Source organism: Fusobacterium ulcerans, from assembly GCF_003019675.1.
In the GTDB taxonomy this organism is placed as follows: Bacteria; Fusobacteriota; Fusobacteriia; order Fusobacteriales; family Fusobacteriaceae; genus Fusobacterium_A; species Fusobacterium_A ulcerans.
Window position 1 is genome coordinate 468537 of sequence record NZ_CP028105.1, and the last position, 17233, is coordinate 485769.

Here is a 17233-nt window from a genome sequence, read left to right on the forward strand (position 1 = left end):
CAAAAATGTAATACCTAAAAATCATTCTCATGAACTAAAAAAAATTTATAACTTTTGTTCTTTTTACAGGAAAAATATGTTACAATAAAAAGTAAAGATCCTTGACATGAGGAATATATTTTATTAAAAAATTTACAGATAAATTCATTTTTATTCTGTAAATTTTTGTTTTTTATAATCTTCACCAAAAGTGATTATACTAAGGAGGAATGGCATTATGAAAATGAGTCTCTTATCATCAAATGTTCAAAAGAGGCGTGACATGATTCTCAACGGGAATATTCTTAACACTCTGCTTTTTCTATCTCTTCCAACTATTTTAATGGGTATGGTTTCATCACTTATTCCATTATCAGATGGATTATTTCTAAACCATACATCAGGATATCTTATTGCTGCGGCAGTTGGTTTTGGGCAGCCGATAATAAATATACTTAATGCTCTGTCTTTGGGATTAGGTGTGGCTTCTATGGCTATTGTAGGACAAATCAATGGAACTGGCGACTTGGAAAAGGTAAAAAAGGTCTCTACTCAAATTATGGTCTTTGCATTTTTTATAGGTATTCTAGTTGCTCCTACTTCTATCATTTTTGCATCTATTGTTTCTCAAACCATAAGTCCTGATATAGCTCATCAGGTTTTTCTTTATCTAAGTCTTTATTCAACAGTTATTCCTTTATTATTTATGGCTGCAATATACAATGCAATAAAAAATGCAACTGGACAGCCTGAGGCAACTCTTATCAGAATAATAATCTTATTACTATTGAAAATAATATTCAATACTTTGTTTCTTGCAATTTTTCATCTTGGAATAATTGGAGCTGTTATGGCTTCTCTTTGTTCATATGTAATTATAGCCATCTGGATGTTCTATGATTTATTCATAAAGAAAAGTGAAACACAGCTTGTTCTTAAGGGATATTATCCTGACTTTGCTCTGTTGAAAAAAGTTTTAGTTTTAGCACTTCCTTCCATGATAACTTATTCCTTGATAAACTTTGGATTCTTCCTTATCAATATGGAAGTTGAAAAGTATGGAGCAATTGTTCTTACAGCTCAAACTATTGCAAGTAATATCAATACTATGTGCTTTACTCTTCCATCATCTATTGGTACTACTGTAACAACAATGGTCAGTATGAATATTGGAGCTGGAAAGCCTGAAAATGCTGAAAAGTCTTTTAAATATGGTTCGTTGGTAAGTTTAGTTATCTCTTTTGTTCTTATTATAATATTCCTTCCAAGCAGTAATTTCCTTGTAAGATTATTCCAGAATCACGAAGAGATAGTAAAATTAGCTTCACATTCATTAAAAATATATACTTTCTCCATTATAGGTTTTGGTTTATTTATGGTAGCTCAAGGTGCTTTCATTGGACTTGGAAGAACAAGACTTCCTTTGCTTATGGGACTTTTGAGAGTATGGCTGATAAGATATATCTTTATCATCATAACAAAAAAATGGCTTGGAGTGGACTCTGTATTCTGGGGTAACCTTGTATCTAACTGGGTCGCTGGATTCCTGTTCTACTATATAGTTACAAAAACTCCATGGGTGTCTGTAATAAAGAAAGATAAAAATTCAATATAATAAAAAAGAGGATACAATTTAGAGCTCAAATAAATTTTAGAAATTTTTTATTAAAATGAAATGAATAAAAAAGTTAAATTAAGTTTTAGAAGTTTGGAAATTAGAGAGATTTGTGTAATTAATGATGTGAATAAAACGTGAAAAACAGTATGTTTGAGTGAAACGAGTTTACTGTTTTTAGTTTTAGGAACAAAATTAATAACAAATCTTTCTACTGGAAAACTTCTAAAATTATATTTCTACTTAATAATTATCTTTCTCTAATATCTAAAATTTATGTTTCTCTTTTATTATCCTCTTTTTTTATTTTAAGAATATATTTTCTTGATTTTTTCTTTCTTTTAAAGAATATATTTATCTAAATTCTCTTCTTCATTTTCCTTTTTAAATACCTTCTTAACAAAGTTAGCGTCTATACTCACTTTTTTCTTCTTTTCATATGGTGCTTCGTACATTACCTCTCTCAATAGTTCTTCCACTACTGCTGAAAGTCTTCTTGCTCCTATATTTTCTACCTTTTCATTTGCTGCTGCTGTTATATCTGCTATCTTTTCTATAGCTCCCTTTGTAAAAGTAAGCTCTACATTGTCAGTAGCCAGCATTGCTGTATATTGATCAAGAAGATTATACTCAACCTCTGTAAGTATTTTTACAAAATCTTCTTTTTCCAGATTTTTTAATTTTACTCTTATTGGAAATCTACCTTGTAGTTCAGGCATCAAATCTGATGGAGAACTCTGAGTAAATGCCCCTGCTGCAATAAAAAGGATATGATCTGTCTTTACAGGTCCAAATTTTGTCATAACTGTGCTTCCCTCTACTATTGGAAGGATATCTCTCTGCACTCCCTGTCTTGACACTTCGCCTTTTCCTACACCATCTCTTTCAGCTATTTTATCTATTTCGTCAATAAAAATAATTCCGTTATTTTCTACATTATCTATAACTTCTTCGTTAAGAGAATCTAAATCCAGCTTCTTTTCAACTTCTTCATCCATCATTATTCCAATGGCATTTTTCACAGTAGTTATCATCTTTTTACTTTTTCCAGATACCCCTGCCATTACCTGATCTAAAATACTTCCAATGCCAGAAGTATCATCGCTTCCAGATACAACTTCAATTATTGGAAGATCTAAATCTCTTTTAGTTCTTTCTATTTCAACTTCTGTATCATCATATTTTCCCTCATCAATATCCTGCATGATTTGGGCTTTCTCTTCATCATTTAGAGAATCATAAGGCTTTACAAGTTTAGCAGCTTTTTCCAATGCTGTTTCATATGCTTCCTCTCTCAATTCATTAAACTTTTGCTCTTTCATTTTTCTATAAGTAAGAGAAGTCAAATCTTTTATTATGCTTTCTACATCTTTTCCTACATATCCCACTTCAGTATATTTAGTGGCTTCTACCTTTAAAAATGGAGCATCAGCTATTTTAGCTATTCTTCTTGCTATCTCTGTTTTCCCAACTCCTGTTGGTCCTATCAGAATTATATTTTTAGGAGTAATCTCTCTTCTTAACTCTTCATCTTCTATACTTTTTCTTCTATCTCTGTTTCTTAAAGAAATAGCAACATTTTTCTTAGCTTCATCTTGTGATATTATATATTTATTAAGTTCTTCTACTATCCTCTTGGGAGTAAGTCCTCTGTTCATTATCTCTCCTTTTAGCTTTCTTTTTATGTTTTTACACTAAGCTTATTATATCACAAAGTTATAAAAGAAAAAACTTCAATTATTATTTAAGTACTATGATATTCTGTTTAACAAAATCCCCTGGAGCTGTATCCAGATATTTTTTAAAAACATTACAAAAATGCTTGTAATCTGTAAATCCCACCATATCAGATACCTCATATATTTTATACTCTTTAGTCAATAAAAGCCTTAAAGATTTCTGTACTCTGTATTTATTTAAGATATCCAGAAATGTTTCCCCTGTTACATCTTTTATTTTTCTGCTTAGATAGCTCACACTTATGTCTAATTCATCAGCTATGTCCTTTATATTCAGTTTTTCTGAATAGCAATTCAATATTTTTTCCAGAGTTTTTTCTACATATCTATTTTTATCACTGTCTTTTCCTAGGTATATCCTCGGAGAAAAGAACTCTATATCTTCCTTAGTCTTTGTTATATTTTCTACATTTCTCAATGTATTTTCTTTCTCTATTTTTTCCTTTACTTTCTTTACTGCCTTTTCTAAAAGATCCTCATCTATTGGTTTAAGAATGTAATCTGCTACTCCTAACTTTATTCCCTCCTGAGCATATTTAAATTCTCCATAACTGGTTAATATTATTTTTTCAAATTTCAGCCCTGCTTCTTCAGCAGTTTTCAGCATTTCAAGTCCGTCCATTACCGGCATTCTTATATCTGTTATTACAAGGTCGGGAGAAAATTCCTCTATAAGCTTCAGTCCCTCTTTTCCATTTATTCCCTCTCCAATTATTTTACAACCCATAGAGAGCCAGTCTATTGTATTTATCATTCCTTTTCTTATGATGTATTCATCTTCCACCACTAACACTTTTATCATATCTTTACCCCTCTGTTTTTATGGAAAATACTAATTTTACAACAGTTCCCCATCTTTCAGAACTTTGTACTTTTATTCCATAATTGTCTCCATATATAAGCTGTATTCTTCTGTGAACATTGTATATTCCTATATGATTCCCAATATTGAGTTCTCTGTCTTTAAGTCTTTTTCTCAATTCATGGAGCTTTTCTTTTTCTATTCCATTTCCATTATCATATATAGTTATTACTAATTTATCTTTCTGTTTTTTAGTTTTTATAAGTATCATCAATTTATTTATTTGAGTATACCCATGTTTAATAGAATTTTCTATTATTGGCTGAAGCACCAGCTTAGGAACAAGAAAATTCCTTGTTTCCTTATCCACATCTATATGGTAATCAAAATTTTCTCCAAATCTGAATCTCTGTATATCCAGATAATTTTCAGCATATTGCAGTTCTCTTTCAAGAGTTACTTCTGAAGATTTATTTTCTATACTGAATCTCAAGAGTGATGATATATTTAATATTATTTTATTTGCCATGGAAGTATCAGTTTTAATTGTATATTTCAGCATCTCCAATGTATTAAAAAGAAAATGAGGATTAAATTGACTTTCAAGCTGCTTTATTTCTAAAAGTACTCCATGTTTTACCTCTTCTTTATTTTGTTCAATGAGGAATTTTATATTTTCCAGCATTTTATTATATGAGTCTGCTATTATTCTAAACTCATCATTTGTTTCTACATAGAGTGTACTGCTTAAATCCCCAGTTTTTATATTTTCTATAGCTTCTACTATTTTTTCTACAGCTGCTGTTTTTTTACTTGCTATCACTTTAGCTGCTTTGTGCATTGCTACCATTATGATTATAAAAACAATACACAGATAAACTACTCCATTTACAAAACTATCTGTTAGATGATTCATTCTTGAAATAGTATAAAGTATTAAATTTGAATAATATACAGGACTTTTAGTCACATAAAATCTTTCTTTATTTATGCTTACATAATGGTCATCTGCTCTAAGTTTTTTTACTACTTTTCCAAATTTATCTTTAAATATATCATTAGTAGTAAATGCTATATTATTAGTCTTGTCAGTAATTATTGTATTGTAAGAGCTTCCTTCTCCTACGAATTCTCTCAAATCTTCATTCAATATATTAAAAACTATATATCCTATAAGTCTTCCATGTTTTTTTACAGCTCTTCCCACTGAAAAAACACTTATACTGTTGTTTTTAAAATGCAGTTTATTTATATAAATTATTGTATTATTTATATTATCCTGCATTCTCATAAAAAATCCCCAGCTGTATCCATTGTCGCTTCCTATAAACTGAGCATTATTCATAAGAACATGGAGAGTTTCATCATAGATGATAAAATTCCCTCTCAAAGTTGTAGAATTTATAGATTTATATATTTTTTCATATGCATCTTTATTGGCTTTTTTATTGAGCATAGCATCAATAATAACTTCATCATTATATAAATTTTCTACCTCATTAAAATATTCTCTTACCACATTATCAAGATTTCTTGTCATTACTTGGCTGTTATATTGATTATCTTTTCTTATGGCTCCAAATTCAAAAAAATATATAAGTCCATAACCTACAAAAGATAAAAAAATTATGGGAATTAATGAATATAAAATCAGTACTTTTCTCATCTGTTCTTTAAAACTTACAAATTTACTGTCTTTCATATACATCATCCCATAATTTCAATTTTTTAGTATATTATACCTTATTTCTAATTTTTGTACATCAAATATTTACATCTCTTCCACCAGTAGCTTTAAAGAATATCAATAGAGATATTACAGTTGTTACAGTCAAAATAGTAGACAGAGCTGCTGCTGTTCCATAGCTGGCTCTTATCACCTCAGTATATATTGTTACTGACATGGTTCTTGTAGTTCCTGTGTATAATATAACTGAAGAACTCAACTCATTGATAACTGTTATCCAGCTCAAAATAGCTCCTGATAAAACTCCCGGAAGCATCATAACTGCTGTAACTTTAAAGAATGTCTTCACCGGAGAACATCCTAAACTGATAGATGCCTCTTCCAGACTTGGACTTATCTGATACAAAATAGCAGCTGAAGAACGAAGTGTATAAGGCATTCTTCTTATAACAAAAGATATTACAAGTATAGCAGCTGTACCACTTAATAAAAGAGGTTTGCTGTTAAATGCTAAAAGAAGAGTTATACCTATTACTGACCCAGGAATTATATATGGAAACATAGTTATAGTATCGATTACTCCTGTAAGGAAATTTTTCTTTCTAGTTGAAATGTAAGCTATAAACATTCCCATGAATATAATTATAACTATAGCTATAAGTCCATACATATAAGTATTTAAAATAGCATTTCCCATTCTTGAAAAAACTGCTTGATAGCTTTCAAATGAAAATTCTCTGACAAACATAGATCCTCTTGTTTTTAAGAAAGAAGTATATATAACTGTTATCTGAGGGATAATTGATAAAAATACTACAGCATAAATAAAAGCATGCATAAGTTTTCCTTTTGCCCCTTTAAGTTCAACTGGCTGAACTGGTCTTATTGAACTCATAACAAATGATTTCTTATTTACTATATACTTTTGACCTAAGAAAAGAGCTATAGTTATTACTATCATTATTGTAGCCATGGCAGCAGCAAAGTTTGCACTTCCTCCCATTTCTCCAACAAATTCTGAATATATCAATACAGGCATTACATTGTACCCTTCACCAATCAGCATAGGAGTACCAAAGTCTGCCATTGCATTCATAAATACCAGAAGTGCTCCTGACATAAGTGTAGGCAGTATCAAAGGCATTATTATTGTATATACCTTTTTAAAAGTACTGCATCCTAAGCTTTCCGCTGCTTCACTTAAAGCCACATCTATTTTTTTCAAGGCTCCTGATACATATAGGAAAATAAATGGATACAGCTTTAAAGTAAATACCAGCAATATTCCTGAAAATCCGTAGATAGTCGGAAGATTTATATGAAGCACCTCTCTAAAAAAAGTAGTTACCACACCACTTCTTCCACATAAAAGAACCCATGAATATGCTCCGATAAATGGAGGTGAAAGCATTGAAATAATAATAAGAACTTCTACCAATGCTTTAAATTTAACTTTATAAAATGTCATGAAATATGCCATTGGAACTCCAATTACAATAGCAAGAACAGTAACACATGAAGTAACCTGAAAACTATGAATAAGTCCCTGATAATAATATTTTCTGCTGAAGAATCTATGAAAATTTGTCATACTCCAGCTTCCAGTCAGAGGATCTTTGAAACTGCTGAGTAAAAGAGAAAATAATGGATAGATTAAAAACAATGCAAATATAAGAGTTATAACTAAAGTTACAACTGTCCAGAAGTCCCATTTTATTTTTTTAGTCAGCATATGGATCTACTCCTTTTATCAGACTTTTCTTCCCATCTTTTGTGAATATATTTATTTTCTTTGCATTTGGTTTTAATACTATCTTTTCTCCTACTTGATATATATGAAGAGCGTGTCCTACATCTTGAGAAAATTCAAGAGCTGGCATACCACTTACTATTTCTTCTGCTTTAGCATCTATTTCATAGTTAGTATACTTTCCTAAGAACATACTTGTCTTTATAGTAGTTTCAATTCCCTCATCAGATATAGAAAACTCTTCTGGACGAACTGCAATAACTATTTCCTGTCCCTCTTTAACTTCATCTGATAAATTATCCATCTTTACTTTATAACCATTTTTAAATACTACAGATTTTTCTTCTCCATCTATTTTGATATTTCCTTTAAAAAGATTTGAATGCCCTATGAAAGTAGAAACAAACTGATTAGCAGGTCTTGCATAGATATCATGAGGCTGACCTATCTGCTGAATTTCTCCTTTATTTATTACTGCTATTCTGTCAGATACAGAAAGTGCTTCTTCCTGATCGTGAGTTACATATACAGTAGTTATTCCAACTTTTTTCTGGATATCTCTTATTGCTGAACGCATTTCTACTCTCAATTTAGCATCAAGGTTAGACAGAGGTTCGTCCATCAAAAGTACATTTGGGTGAATTACTATGGCTCTAGCTAGAGCTACCCTCTGCTGTTGTCCTCCTGAAAGTCTCTCAGGTAATCTCTCTTGATATTCAGTTATTTTTACTACATCAAGGATATCATCTGTTTTTTCTTTCATTTCTGCTTTATTTACTTTTCTAAGTTTTAAACCATACTCTACGTTTTCTCTTACAGTCATATGAGGAAAAATAGCATAACTTTGGAATACCATTCCAATATTTCTTTTATGAGCAGGCATATCATTAATAACCTTGTCATCAAAGCAGATTTCTCCACCCTCTATACTATTGAATCCTGCTATCATTCTAAGCAGAGTGGTTTTTCCACATCCTGAAGGTCCTAATAATGTAAAAAATTCTCCATTTTTTATATTGACAGACATTCCCGGAATTATTACATTATCTCCAAATTTCTTTACAACATTATTTACTTTTATAGCTACACTCATCTTACACCTCTTTTTATTTTTTCCAATTATAACAATAAGGCTGCTTCAAAAGCTTAATATTTAGACTTTTGAACAACCTCATTGTCAGGAGTTTATTTACTTAAAAACCAAGTTTTACTTTAAGCCTTTTTTATTTAGTATAGATATCTTTAAATTTATCTAACCATACAGGTTTTTGATCTTTTACTACATTGATGTCATCTTCTATAACATAGATGTCTTCAAGTCTTTTTAATCCTTTTCCTGGTTCAACATCTTTTCTTACACTTCTTCTGTTTAATTGAGATGAAACCATAGTTTGAGCTTCTTTACCAGTTGCAAATTCTACGAATTTTTTAGCGTTTTCCATATTTTTACAATTTTTGATTATATAAACACCATCTGGTTTTACTATAACTCCCTCTTTCATGTATACTACTTCTACAGCTGCTCCAGAGTTCACATATTTTACTGCTCCCTCTTCAAAAGTAAGTCCAACTGTATATTCTCCATCTGCTACACCTTTATATACTGCTGATGATCCAGAAAGAAGAGTATAGTTTAAGTTTTCCATAAATTTCTCTACATATCCCCAACCATTGTCAGGATTTCCTTTTCCCATTGCATAAAGCATATTTACTAAATGCTCAAATGAAGATGATGATTTAGCAGGATCTGAAAAAGCTATTTTACCTTTTAATGCTGGATTCAATAGATCTTCATATCCATTTATTTTTATATCTCCAATAAGGTTTTTGTTAATCATGATAACACTTGGAACTGCTGAGAATCTTGTCATATTTCCTTCAACATTTTTATATGCATCATAGAAAGCGTCTTCATTAGTTGTAGTATAATTTTCTAAATAATCTTTGATAGGGTCAACAACTGTTATTGTTCCTCCCCATAAAATATCTGCTAGAGGATTATCTTTTTCAGATTCTACTCTTTTCATTAATTCTCCAGTTCCAGCAGCTATAACCTCTACTGATATACCAGTTTTTGTTTCAAATTCATTAACTAAAGGATTGATGAATTCTAATGGATGTGGACAATATATTGTAAGATTTCCTGCTCCTTTAGCTTCTGCTTTCTTTTCTTCTTTTTTATCACCACAGCTTATAAATAAAACAGATAATATTAAACTAAAAATAACCCAAAATCTTTTCTTCATATGTTTTTCCTCCCTAATTATTTTATCTACTATAATCCAATGATATTACATTTAAAGAAAAGTAACAATCCCTAAAACTATTTTTTTATACTTAAAAATGAACTTTTTTGAATTTATATGTTTTTTTTATAGATTTTTCATGTTTATATCAAACAAAAAGATAAAATTTCAAAAAAATAGAGACTGATCTGCAAGCAGAAATTTAAACTTTAGAATCTTATCTTCTAAAATCAATCTGCTTTTTAATCAGTCTCTTTAGTATTGCATTTTTAATCTTTTAATATACTTTCCAATTCAGCTTCCAATTTCTTCAAAGCATTGGCTCTGTGACTTATTAGATTTTTTACATCTGGCATCTCTGCAAGTGTCTTTCCATATTCAGCTACAAAGAAATGAGGATCATATCCAAATCCTTTATCTCCTCTTGGTTCATCTATTATCTCCCCAGGTACTTCTCCTCTAAAAGAGTAACTTCTTCCATCTGGCTTCCCTAAAGTAACTACACTTACGAAATGAGCTTTTCTATTTTCTTTTCCTTGTAGTTCTTTAATAAGTTTTTTATTGTTGGAATCATCAGTTGCATGTTCTCCAGAATATCTGGCAGAATATACTCCCGGAGCTCCTCCTAAAGCATCTACACACAGTCCTGAATCATCAGCTATTGTTATCATTCCTGTATATTTTGCTATCTCTAAAGCTTTTTTAGCAGAGTTAGCTTCAAATGTGTCTCCATCTTCCACTACTTCTGGTATATCTATTCCATCTTTAATAGAAAGTATCTCTATATTTTTTACATTTTTAAAAATAGCTGTTATCTCTTCTATTTTATGTTTATTTCCTGTTGCTAGAAATATTTTCATAATATCTATTCTCCTATTACTTCATTTTGAAGTCTGATTATCTCTTTTATTCCAACTTCTGCTAAATCAATCAGTTCATTGAGCTCTTTTCTAGTATAAGTAGCCTCTTCTCCTGTTCCCTGTACCTCTACAAATTCTCCCTTGCCATTCATTACTACATTCATATCTACTTCAGCAGCAGAATCTTCAGTATACATTAAGTCAAGCATAGGAGTCCCTCTTACAATTCCAACACTGATAGCAGCTACATTAGATACTATTGGATTTACATTTAAAACTCTATCTTTCATAAGTTTTTTTACAGCTAAAGCAAGAGCTATAAATCCTCCTGATATAGAAGTAGTTCTAGTTCCACCATCAGCCTGAATAACATCACAGTCAATAGTTATAGTTCTTTCTCCTAATTTTTCCAGATCTACAGCTGTTCTCAAAGCTCTTCCTATAAGTCTTTGTATCTCCATAGTTCTTCCAGAAAGCTTCCCTTTTGCAGATTCTCTCTGATTTCTCTCTCCAGTAGCTCTTGGTATCATAGAATATTCAGCTGTAAGCCATCCTTTTCCCTGCCCTCTCATGAAAGGGGGTACTTTTTCACTTACAGAAGCTGTACATATTACCTTAGTATTTCCAAACTCTATTAAAACCGATCCCTCTGCATAAAGGTTGAAATCTTTTGTTATTTTTATCTCTCTAAGGCTGTCTACTTTTCTTCCATCTTCTCTTAATTTCAGAGTTCTCAAATCTTCTTCTATTATCATTTCTTTAACTTCCATTATTATATTTCTCCTCTTGGTCTGTCCCTTTATTTATACAAATGCTTCTTCTTTCTTCTCTTCTTTCTTTCCAAATTGTATTTCATAGAAATGTTTATACAATCCTTTAAATTCAAGCAGTTCCTGATGAGTACCTATTTCCTTTATCTCTCCATTTTCCATTACTACTATCTTATCTGCATTTATTATTGTTGATAATCTATGAGCAATTACAAAAGTTGTTCTATTGACCATAAGCTTATCTAAAGCATCCTGTACCAGTCTTTCTGATTCAGTATCCAAAGCAGATGTAGCTTCATCCAGTATCATTATTTCTGGATTTTGTATAAGAGCTCTGGCAATAGCTATTCTCTGTTTCTGTCCTCCAGAAAGAAGTACTCCTCTTTCTCCTACTTCTGTTTCAAACTTATTTGGAAGTTCCATTATAAAGTCATAAGCATTTGCCATTTTAGCTGCATTCATGATTTCATCTTCTGTCACTCCATTTTTTCCAAAAGCTATATTTTGTGAAATAGAGCCGCTGAAAAGAAAACTTTCCTGAGGAACTATTCCTATATAATCTCTATATTTTTTCAATGAAATATTCTTTATATCTATACCATTTACTTTTATAGCGCCCTCTGTAGTTTCATAAAATCTAGGTATAAGATTTACAAGGGTAGTTTTTCCACTTCCACTTTTTCCTACAAGAGCTATAACCTCTCCAGCTTTTACATCTAGATTTATATTTTTAAGTATCAATTCTGGAGAATCATCATAATGAAATGATAAATTTTCAAATTTGATATCCTTTATTTCTGTTGTAAGTTCTTTTTCTTCTCCATAGTAGTCCTGTTCCAAAGGAACATCTAATATCTCTATTACCCTGTCTGCTGACGGCAAAGCTTCCTGAAGATCATTATTTTTGCTTATAAGTCTTTTTAGAGGCTGGCTCATCAATCCCAGAGCTGTAACAAAGGAAATAAGATCTCCTGCTGTCATATTTTTTAAGACAATTATCTGATATCCTCCATATGCTGCTACTAGAAGTACCATTACAGTTGTGATTACCTCATTAATAGGAGAAACTTTTGCCTTTATCTTTGTACTTTTATATGATTTTTCAAATTCATCCTTACTGATAACTTTATATTTTTCAATCATATCATCACTATTATTAAAAGCTTTTATTACAAAAATACCAGAAAGAGTTTCCTGAATAAATGCTGTAACTGCTCCTGAAGTATCCTGTCTGATTCTACCAGATTTTCTTATCTTCTTAGTATATTTCTTCACTGTCCCTATAATAAGAGGCATTACTATTAAAGATATAAGAGCTAGAATATAGTCTACTTGAAACATTCTGAAAGTAAGAGCTGCCACTGTAAGAAATTCCTTAAACATATCAAATATGATAAATCCTATTCTTCCTAAAGTAGCAGAGTCTCCAGAAAGTCTCGCCATTACATCTCCCAATTTATTTCTTTTGAAGTATGTCATTGGAAGTTTTTGAAGATGTGAATATACATCTATTTTTATATCTCTTTTTATCGTCTCAGTTACATAGTTAGATGAAATAGAAGAAAAATATCCAGTTACTACTTTAAGTATAGTAGAAACAAATATTCCACCTATTACCAATGCCATCATTCTTGCATTTTTATTTACCAGTACATCATCTATAAGGTATTTACTCAACCACGCTGGAACTGCTCCCATAGCTGAACTAACAGCTGATGTAAATACTACTGCTGTCATTACCCATTTATATTTAAAACTATATTTTAAAAATGTATTTAAAGATTTATTTTTAAATATACTCAATTTTTCTATCATTGTTCTCCTCTAATCAGAAAATTTCCATAGCTCTTTACAACATCTTTTCCTGATAGTTTTTTTCTTACTTCAGCTATGTCTTCAGCTATTTTTTCTTTGGAATTTTCAAAGTAATCAAGATATTTTTCTATCTCTTCTGGATTGCATTTTTCCTGCAATAGTTCTGGATATACTTCCCTGTTGAGAGTAAGATTAGGCAAAGAAACAAATCCTACTTTCAAAATATGCCTTGCTATAAAAGCATTTATAAAATTTGTCCTATAAACAACAATAACAGGAATTCCCATTAAAGCAAGCTCCAGTGTTACTGTCCCAGAAGCTGCAACAGCTGTCTTAGATTCTTTTACACATTCAGCCAGACTTTTATCTGATACTATCTTTAAATTTTTATATTTATTCAAGTCTTCATCTATCCATTTCAGATGGTCGCTGCTGGAAAGCTTCAAAAGAAATGTTTCATCTTTTTTCTTTTCCACTACTTTCAGCATTATAGGAATAAGTGTCCTTATTTCCTGTTTTCTGCTTCCTGGAAGAAGAAGTATATTATTTCCAGTTCTCTCAATTACTGAATACTTATCTACAAATGGATTGCCAAAGTATACAGCATCTACTCCATGTTTCTTGTAGAAATCTACTTCCCATGGAAAAATAACCATTATGTGATCTGCTTTTACCAGCTTTGTTATTCTTTTTTCTCCCCATATCCAAAGTTTTGGGGGTATGTAATAAAAAACCTCTACTTCTAGCGCCTCTTTTTTCAAAAGTTCCAGAAACTTAAGGTTAAATCCTCCATAGTCCACAAGAATCACTTTGTCTATTTTTTCTTTCTTTATAAAATCAATATATTCATTTGCTTTCTTTTTTAAGAAACTATACTTTTTGAATACTTCAGTAAATCCCATTATCGCAAGCTCTTCTATGTCTTGTATTACTTCTACTCCTTGAGCTCTGCTATGATTTCCTGCTGCTCCATAAAATTTCAGATCTTTATTCTGTTCAAGCATAGCTTTTACTAAATATGAAAGATGTAAATCTCCTGAAACTTCTCCTGTGGATACAAAAAATTTCATAAAAATCTCCTTTTAAGCTTTTATTCCCATAATAAAAAGAGAGTTCTCTTCAGCAAGCTTTACAGCTTCATCTCTGTTAAGAAAAAGCATTTTTCCTGCTTCTCCAACAATTCCCTTTGCTCCTATCTCTATTGCTCTCTTTATAGTTTCTATTCCCACTGCTGGTATATCTACTCTCATATCCTGCTGGGGTCTTGACATCTTTACGATTATTGTTCCTGTTCCAGCCAGTTCTCCAGCTCTTTTTATGGTTTTATCTGTTCCTTCTATTCCTTCCAATGCCACAACAGAAGAATCTTTACATACAACAGTCTGTCCAGCATCCACTTCACTCAGAGCTTTTGCCGCTTCCATTCCGATTTTTATAGTTTTCATATCTTCTTCTGAAGGTTTCAGCTGTGTATAGCAATTCTCTTGAAACATAAAATTTTTCAAAAGATAGTTCTGTGGCAGAACTTTTATTCCGTTTAATCTAAAAAATGCAATAATTGCAAAAAGGAGAGTTTCATCTTTTTTGTCTGGTAACCTTTTAAGAAGCTCCTCTCCATATTTGTCTAATTTCATCTCTTTAAAAATAATTTCTTTTTCAACTTTACCTAGCATAATGATCTCTCTTATATCATTCAAGAGAAAATGTTTCACTATAGCTCCTACTTCACCTATGTTAAAAGCTTTAAAGTTGCTGCAACTTTTGATTTCAGGTTCAATAGTTTCAAAAAGACCTATGGGAAAAACATTGATCTTCTGCTTTTCAGCTTCCTGTAGGAAATAAAGGGGCAGTTTTCCATTACCAACTATTATCCCTAATTTATCCATTATCTAGTTATCCCCCTATTACTGTTATTTATGAAGTCCAGCAAGTATTTTATATTATCATCTTCACCATATTCTTCCTCTACCTGCTTAACAGCTTCTTTTAAAGGAAGACCATTTCTAAATATGATTCTGTAGGCTTTCTTCAGATTTGACAATGTCTCATCAGAAAAACCTCTTCTTCTAAGTCCAATACTATTTAATCCTCTTACTTCAGCTTTATTCCCTTCAGCAAGTACGAAAGGACAAATATCCTGATTTACAGCACTTGCCCCTCCTATCATAGAATAAGAACCTATTCTACAGAACTGGTGGATAGGAGTAAGTCCTCCTATTATTGCAAAACTGTCAACTACCACATGCCCTGCCAGCGTGACATTATTTGCAAGTATACATCCATCTCCAACGATAACATCATGAGCAACATGAACATAGGCCATAAGGAGATTGCCGTTTCCTATTCTTGTTTCCCATCTGTCATCTGTTCCTCTGTGAATAGTAACAAATTCTCTTATTGAGTTTTTGTTTCCTATAATAGTTTTTGTGGGTTCATTTTTATATTTTAAATCTTGAGAAGCTTTTCCAATAGAAACAAATGAGTAAATAGTATTGTCTTCCCCTATTTCTGTAATTCCTTCTACAACTACATGAGATTGTATAACTGTATTTTTTCCTATCTTTACATCTTTTCCTATTACACAGTAAGGTCCTATCTTTACTCCATCTTCTATAATTGCTCCTTCTTCAATTATAGCAGTGCTATGAATATCTACCAAAATGAATTCCCCCTAATCTTATTTGTCTGTTATACAGAATGTAAATGTAGCTTCGCATGCTAAAACTCCATCTACTTTTGCTACTCCATGAGCTTTTACAAAGTTTCTTTTAATTTTTTCTACTTCTACTTCATAAATAACTTGATCACCAGGTTTTATTGGGCTTTTAAATTTAGCACTTTCAACACCTACAAAGTAAGGGACTTTTCCTTCCACTCCATCCATTACTAAAACTCCTAAACATTGTGCCATTCCTTCTACTATAAGTACTCCCGGCATAATTGGATGTCCTGGAAAATGTCCGTTAAAAAATTCTTCATTAATAGTAACATTTTTCAACCCTTTTATTTTTTGTTCCTCTTTGTTCACTTCAAGAATTCTGTCTACAAGTAAGAATGGGTATCTGTGTGGAATTCTTTTCATGATTTCTAAAGTATCTAACATATTTTTTTTCCTCCTAAGATCTAAATAAAATTATAAGTTTTTCAGTAATTTTGCAAATTCTATATCTAAAGCATGTCCTGCCTTTACTGCTATTATATGACCTTTTATTGGTCTGTTCAATATTTTTAAGTCCCCTATGATATCAAGCATTTTATGTCTTACAAACTCATCTTCATATCTAAGTCCCTCTGGATTCATTACACCATCTTTTTCTATAACTATGGCATTTTCAAGAGTTCCTCCTAAAGCAAGGTTATTCTTTTTAAGATATTCTATCTCATAATCAAATCCAAAAGTTCTTGCTGGAGCTATCTCTTTTTTGTAATTTTCAAGATTTATCTCAAATTCTGCCAGCTGTGATTTTAAGAAGCTGTGCTCAAATCTGATGGCATATGTTATTTTATATCCATCATATGGAAGAGCTACTATATTTTTATCATTTACTGTAAGATATATCGGCTTAGTTATAACTATCGGTTCTACTTCTGCATCTAATTCTTTTATTCCAGCATTTTCAAAAAGATCTATAAAACTTCCTGCACTTCCATCACAGATAGGAAGCTCATTTCCGTCAAGCTCTATTACAAGGTCTGTTATCTCTGCTGCATATAGTGCTGATAAAAAATGTTCTATTGTATGTACCTTTGCTTCAAACTCATTTTTTAAATTAGTTCCACGTGTGAGGTCAAAAGTATTTTCTATATCTAATTTTATTTCATTTTTTCCATCTTCAAGATCAACTCTTCTGAAAATTATTCCATTGTTTCCCGGAATCAGCTTCATATCAATATTTTCTCCCTTATGGAGTCCAATACCTGAATAGACAATCTCTTTTGCCAATGTTTTCCTTTTCATCTTCCCTCCTCA

15 protein-coding genes are annotated in these 17233 nt (G+C 31.2%); 1 reads left to right on the forward strand and 14 read right to left on the reverse strand.

Annotated features, from left to right (window positions below):
• Window positions 1-217 precede the first annotated feature (217 nt).
• Window positions 218-1594, forward strand: coding sequence for an MATE family efflux transporter (locus C4N20_RS02230; RefSeq protein WP_005981306.1), 1377 nt, complete (start codon window positions 218-220; stop codon window positions 1592-1594).
• Window positions 1595-1935: 341 nt separating this feature from the next.
• On the opposite strand, the gene hslU is transcribed toward C4N20_RS02230, so the two are convergent.
• The 14 genes from hslU to lpxC all read right to left on the reverse strand — a co-directional run bounded on the left by hslU (window position 1936) and on the right by lpxC (window position 17221).
• Window positions 1936-3252 (reverse strand): ATP-dependent protease ATPase subunit HslU, encoded by a 1317-nt coding sequence (gene hslU, locus C4N20_RS02235; protein ID WP_005981304.1) that lies wholly within the window; start codon window positions 3250-3252, stop codon window positions 1936-1938.
• Between the two features lie 82 nt (window positions 3253-3334).
• Window positions 3335-4135, reverse strand: a complete 801-nt coding sequence (locus tag C4N20_RS02240) for a response regulator transcription factor (RefSeq protein ID WP_005981302.1) — start codon at window positions 4133-4135, stop codon at window positions 3335-3337.
• 4 nt (window positions 4136-4139) lie between these two features.
• On the reverse strand, window positions 4140-5837 hold the full coding sequence (locus C4N20_RS02245) for a sensor histidine kinase (protein WP_005981300.1): 1698 nt from the start codon (window positions 5835-5837) through the stop codon (window positions 4140-4142).
• Between the two features lie 61 nt (window positions 5838-5898).
• A complete protein-coding gene (locus C4N20_RS02250; protein ID WP_005981298.1) occupies window positions 5899-7554 on the reverse strand; it encodes an ABC transporter permease in 1656 nt (551 codons plus the stop codon).
• Window positions 7544-8665 (reverse strand): ABC transporter ATP-binding protein, encoded by a 1122-nt coding sequence (locus C4N20_RS02255; RefSeq protein ID WP_106878541.1) that lies wholly within the window; start codon window positions 8663-8665, stop codon window positions 7544-7546. The genes C4N20_RS02250 and C4N20_RS02255 overlap by 11 nt, the downstream gene beginning before the upstream one ends.
• A gap of 130 nt (window positions 8666-8795) precedes the next feature.
• Window positions 8796-9818 (reverse strand): ABC transporter substrate-binding protein, encoded by a 1023-nt coding sequence (locus C4N20_RS02260; RefSeq protein WP_005981293.1) that lies wholly within the window; start codon window positions 9816-9818, stop codon window positions 8796-8798.
• Window positions 9819-10087: 269 nt separating this feature from the next.
• Window positions 10088-10678, reverse strand: a complete 591-nt coding sequence (locus tag C4N20_RS02265; RefSeq protein WP_005981291.1) for an XTP/dITP diphosphatase — start codon at window positions 10676-10678, stop codon at window positions 10088-10090.
• A gap of 5 nt (window positions 10679-10683) precedes the next feature.
• Window positions 10684-11448 (reverse strand): ribonuclease PH, encoded by a 765-nt coding sequence (gene rph / locus C4N20_RS02270; RefSeq protein ID WP_005981289.1) that lies wholly within the window; start codon window positions 11446-11448, stop codon window positions 10684-10686.
• A 33-nt stretch (window positions 11449-11481) separates the two neighbouring features.
• Complete coding sequence (locus tag C4N20_RS02275) at window positions 11482-13263, reverse strand: ABC transporter ATP-binding protein (protein WP_005981287.1); 1782 nt, start codon at window positions 13261-13263, stop codon at window positions 11482-11484.
• The gene (gene lpxB / locus C4N20_RS02280) at window positions 13260-14333 is read right to left on the reverse strand and encodes a lipid-A-disaccharide synthase (protein ID WP_005981285.1); all 1074 of its coding nucleotides are present in this window, start codon (window positions 14331-14333) and stop codon (window positions 13260-13262) included. Before lpxB ends, C4N20_RS02275 begins: the two co-directional genes overlap by 4 nt.
• A gap of 12 nt (window positions 14334-14345) precedes the next feature.
• Window positions 14346-15149: an LpxI family protein gene (locus C4N20_RS02285; RefSeq protein ID WP_005981283.1), complete on the reverse strand. Its 804-nt coding sequence runs from the start codon at window positions 15147-15149 to the stop codon at window positions 14346-14348.
• Entirely contained in the window at window positions 15149-15922 is a 774-nt protein-coding gene (lpxA, locus tag C4N20_RS02290) for an acyl-ACP--UDP-N-acetylglucosamine O-acyltransferase (protein WP_005981281.1), read from the reverse strand. Before lpxA ends, C4N20_RS02285 begins: the two co-directional genes overlap by 1 nt.
• 18 nt (window positions 15923-15940) lie before the next feature.
• On the reverse strand, window positions 15941-16366 hold the full coding sequence (gene fabZ / locus C4N20_RS02295; protein WP_005981279.1) for a 3-hydroxyacyl-ACP dehydratase FabZ: 426 nt from the start codon (window positions 16364-16366) through the stop codon (window positions 15941-15943).
• A 30-nt stretch (window positions 16367-16396) separates the two neighbouring features.
• Window positions 16397-17221, reverse strand: coding sequence for a UDP-3-O-acyl-N-acetylglucosamine deacetylase (gene lpxC / locus C4N20_RS02300; protein WP_005981277.1), 825 nt, complete (start codon window positions 17219-17221; stop codon window positions 16397-16399).
• Window positions 17222-17233: the final 12 nt, after the last annotated feature.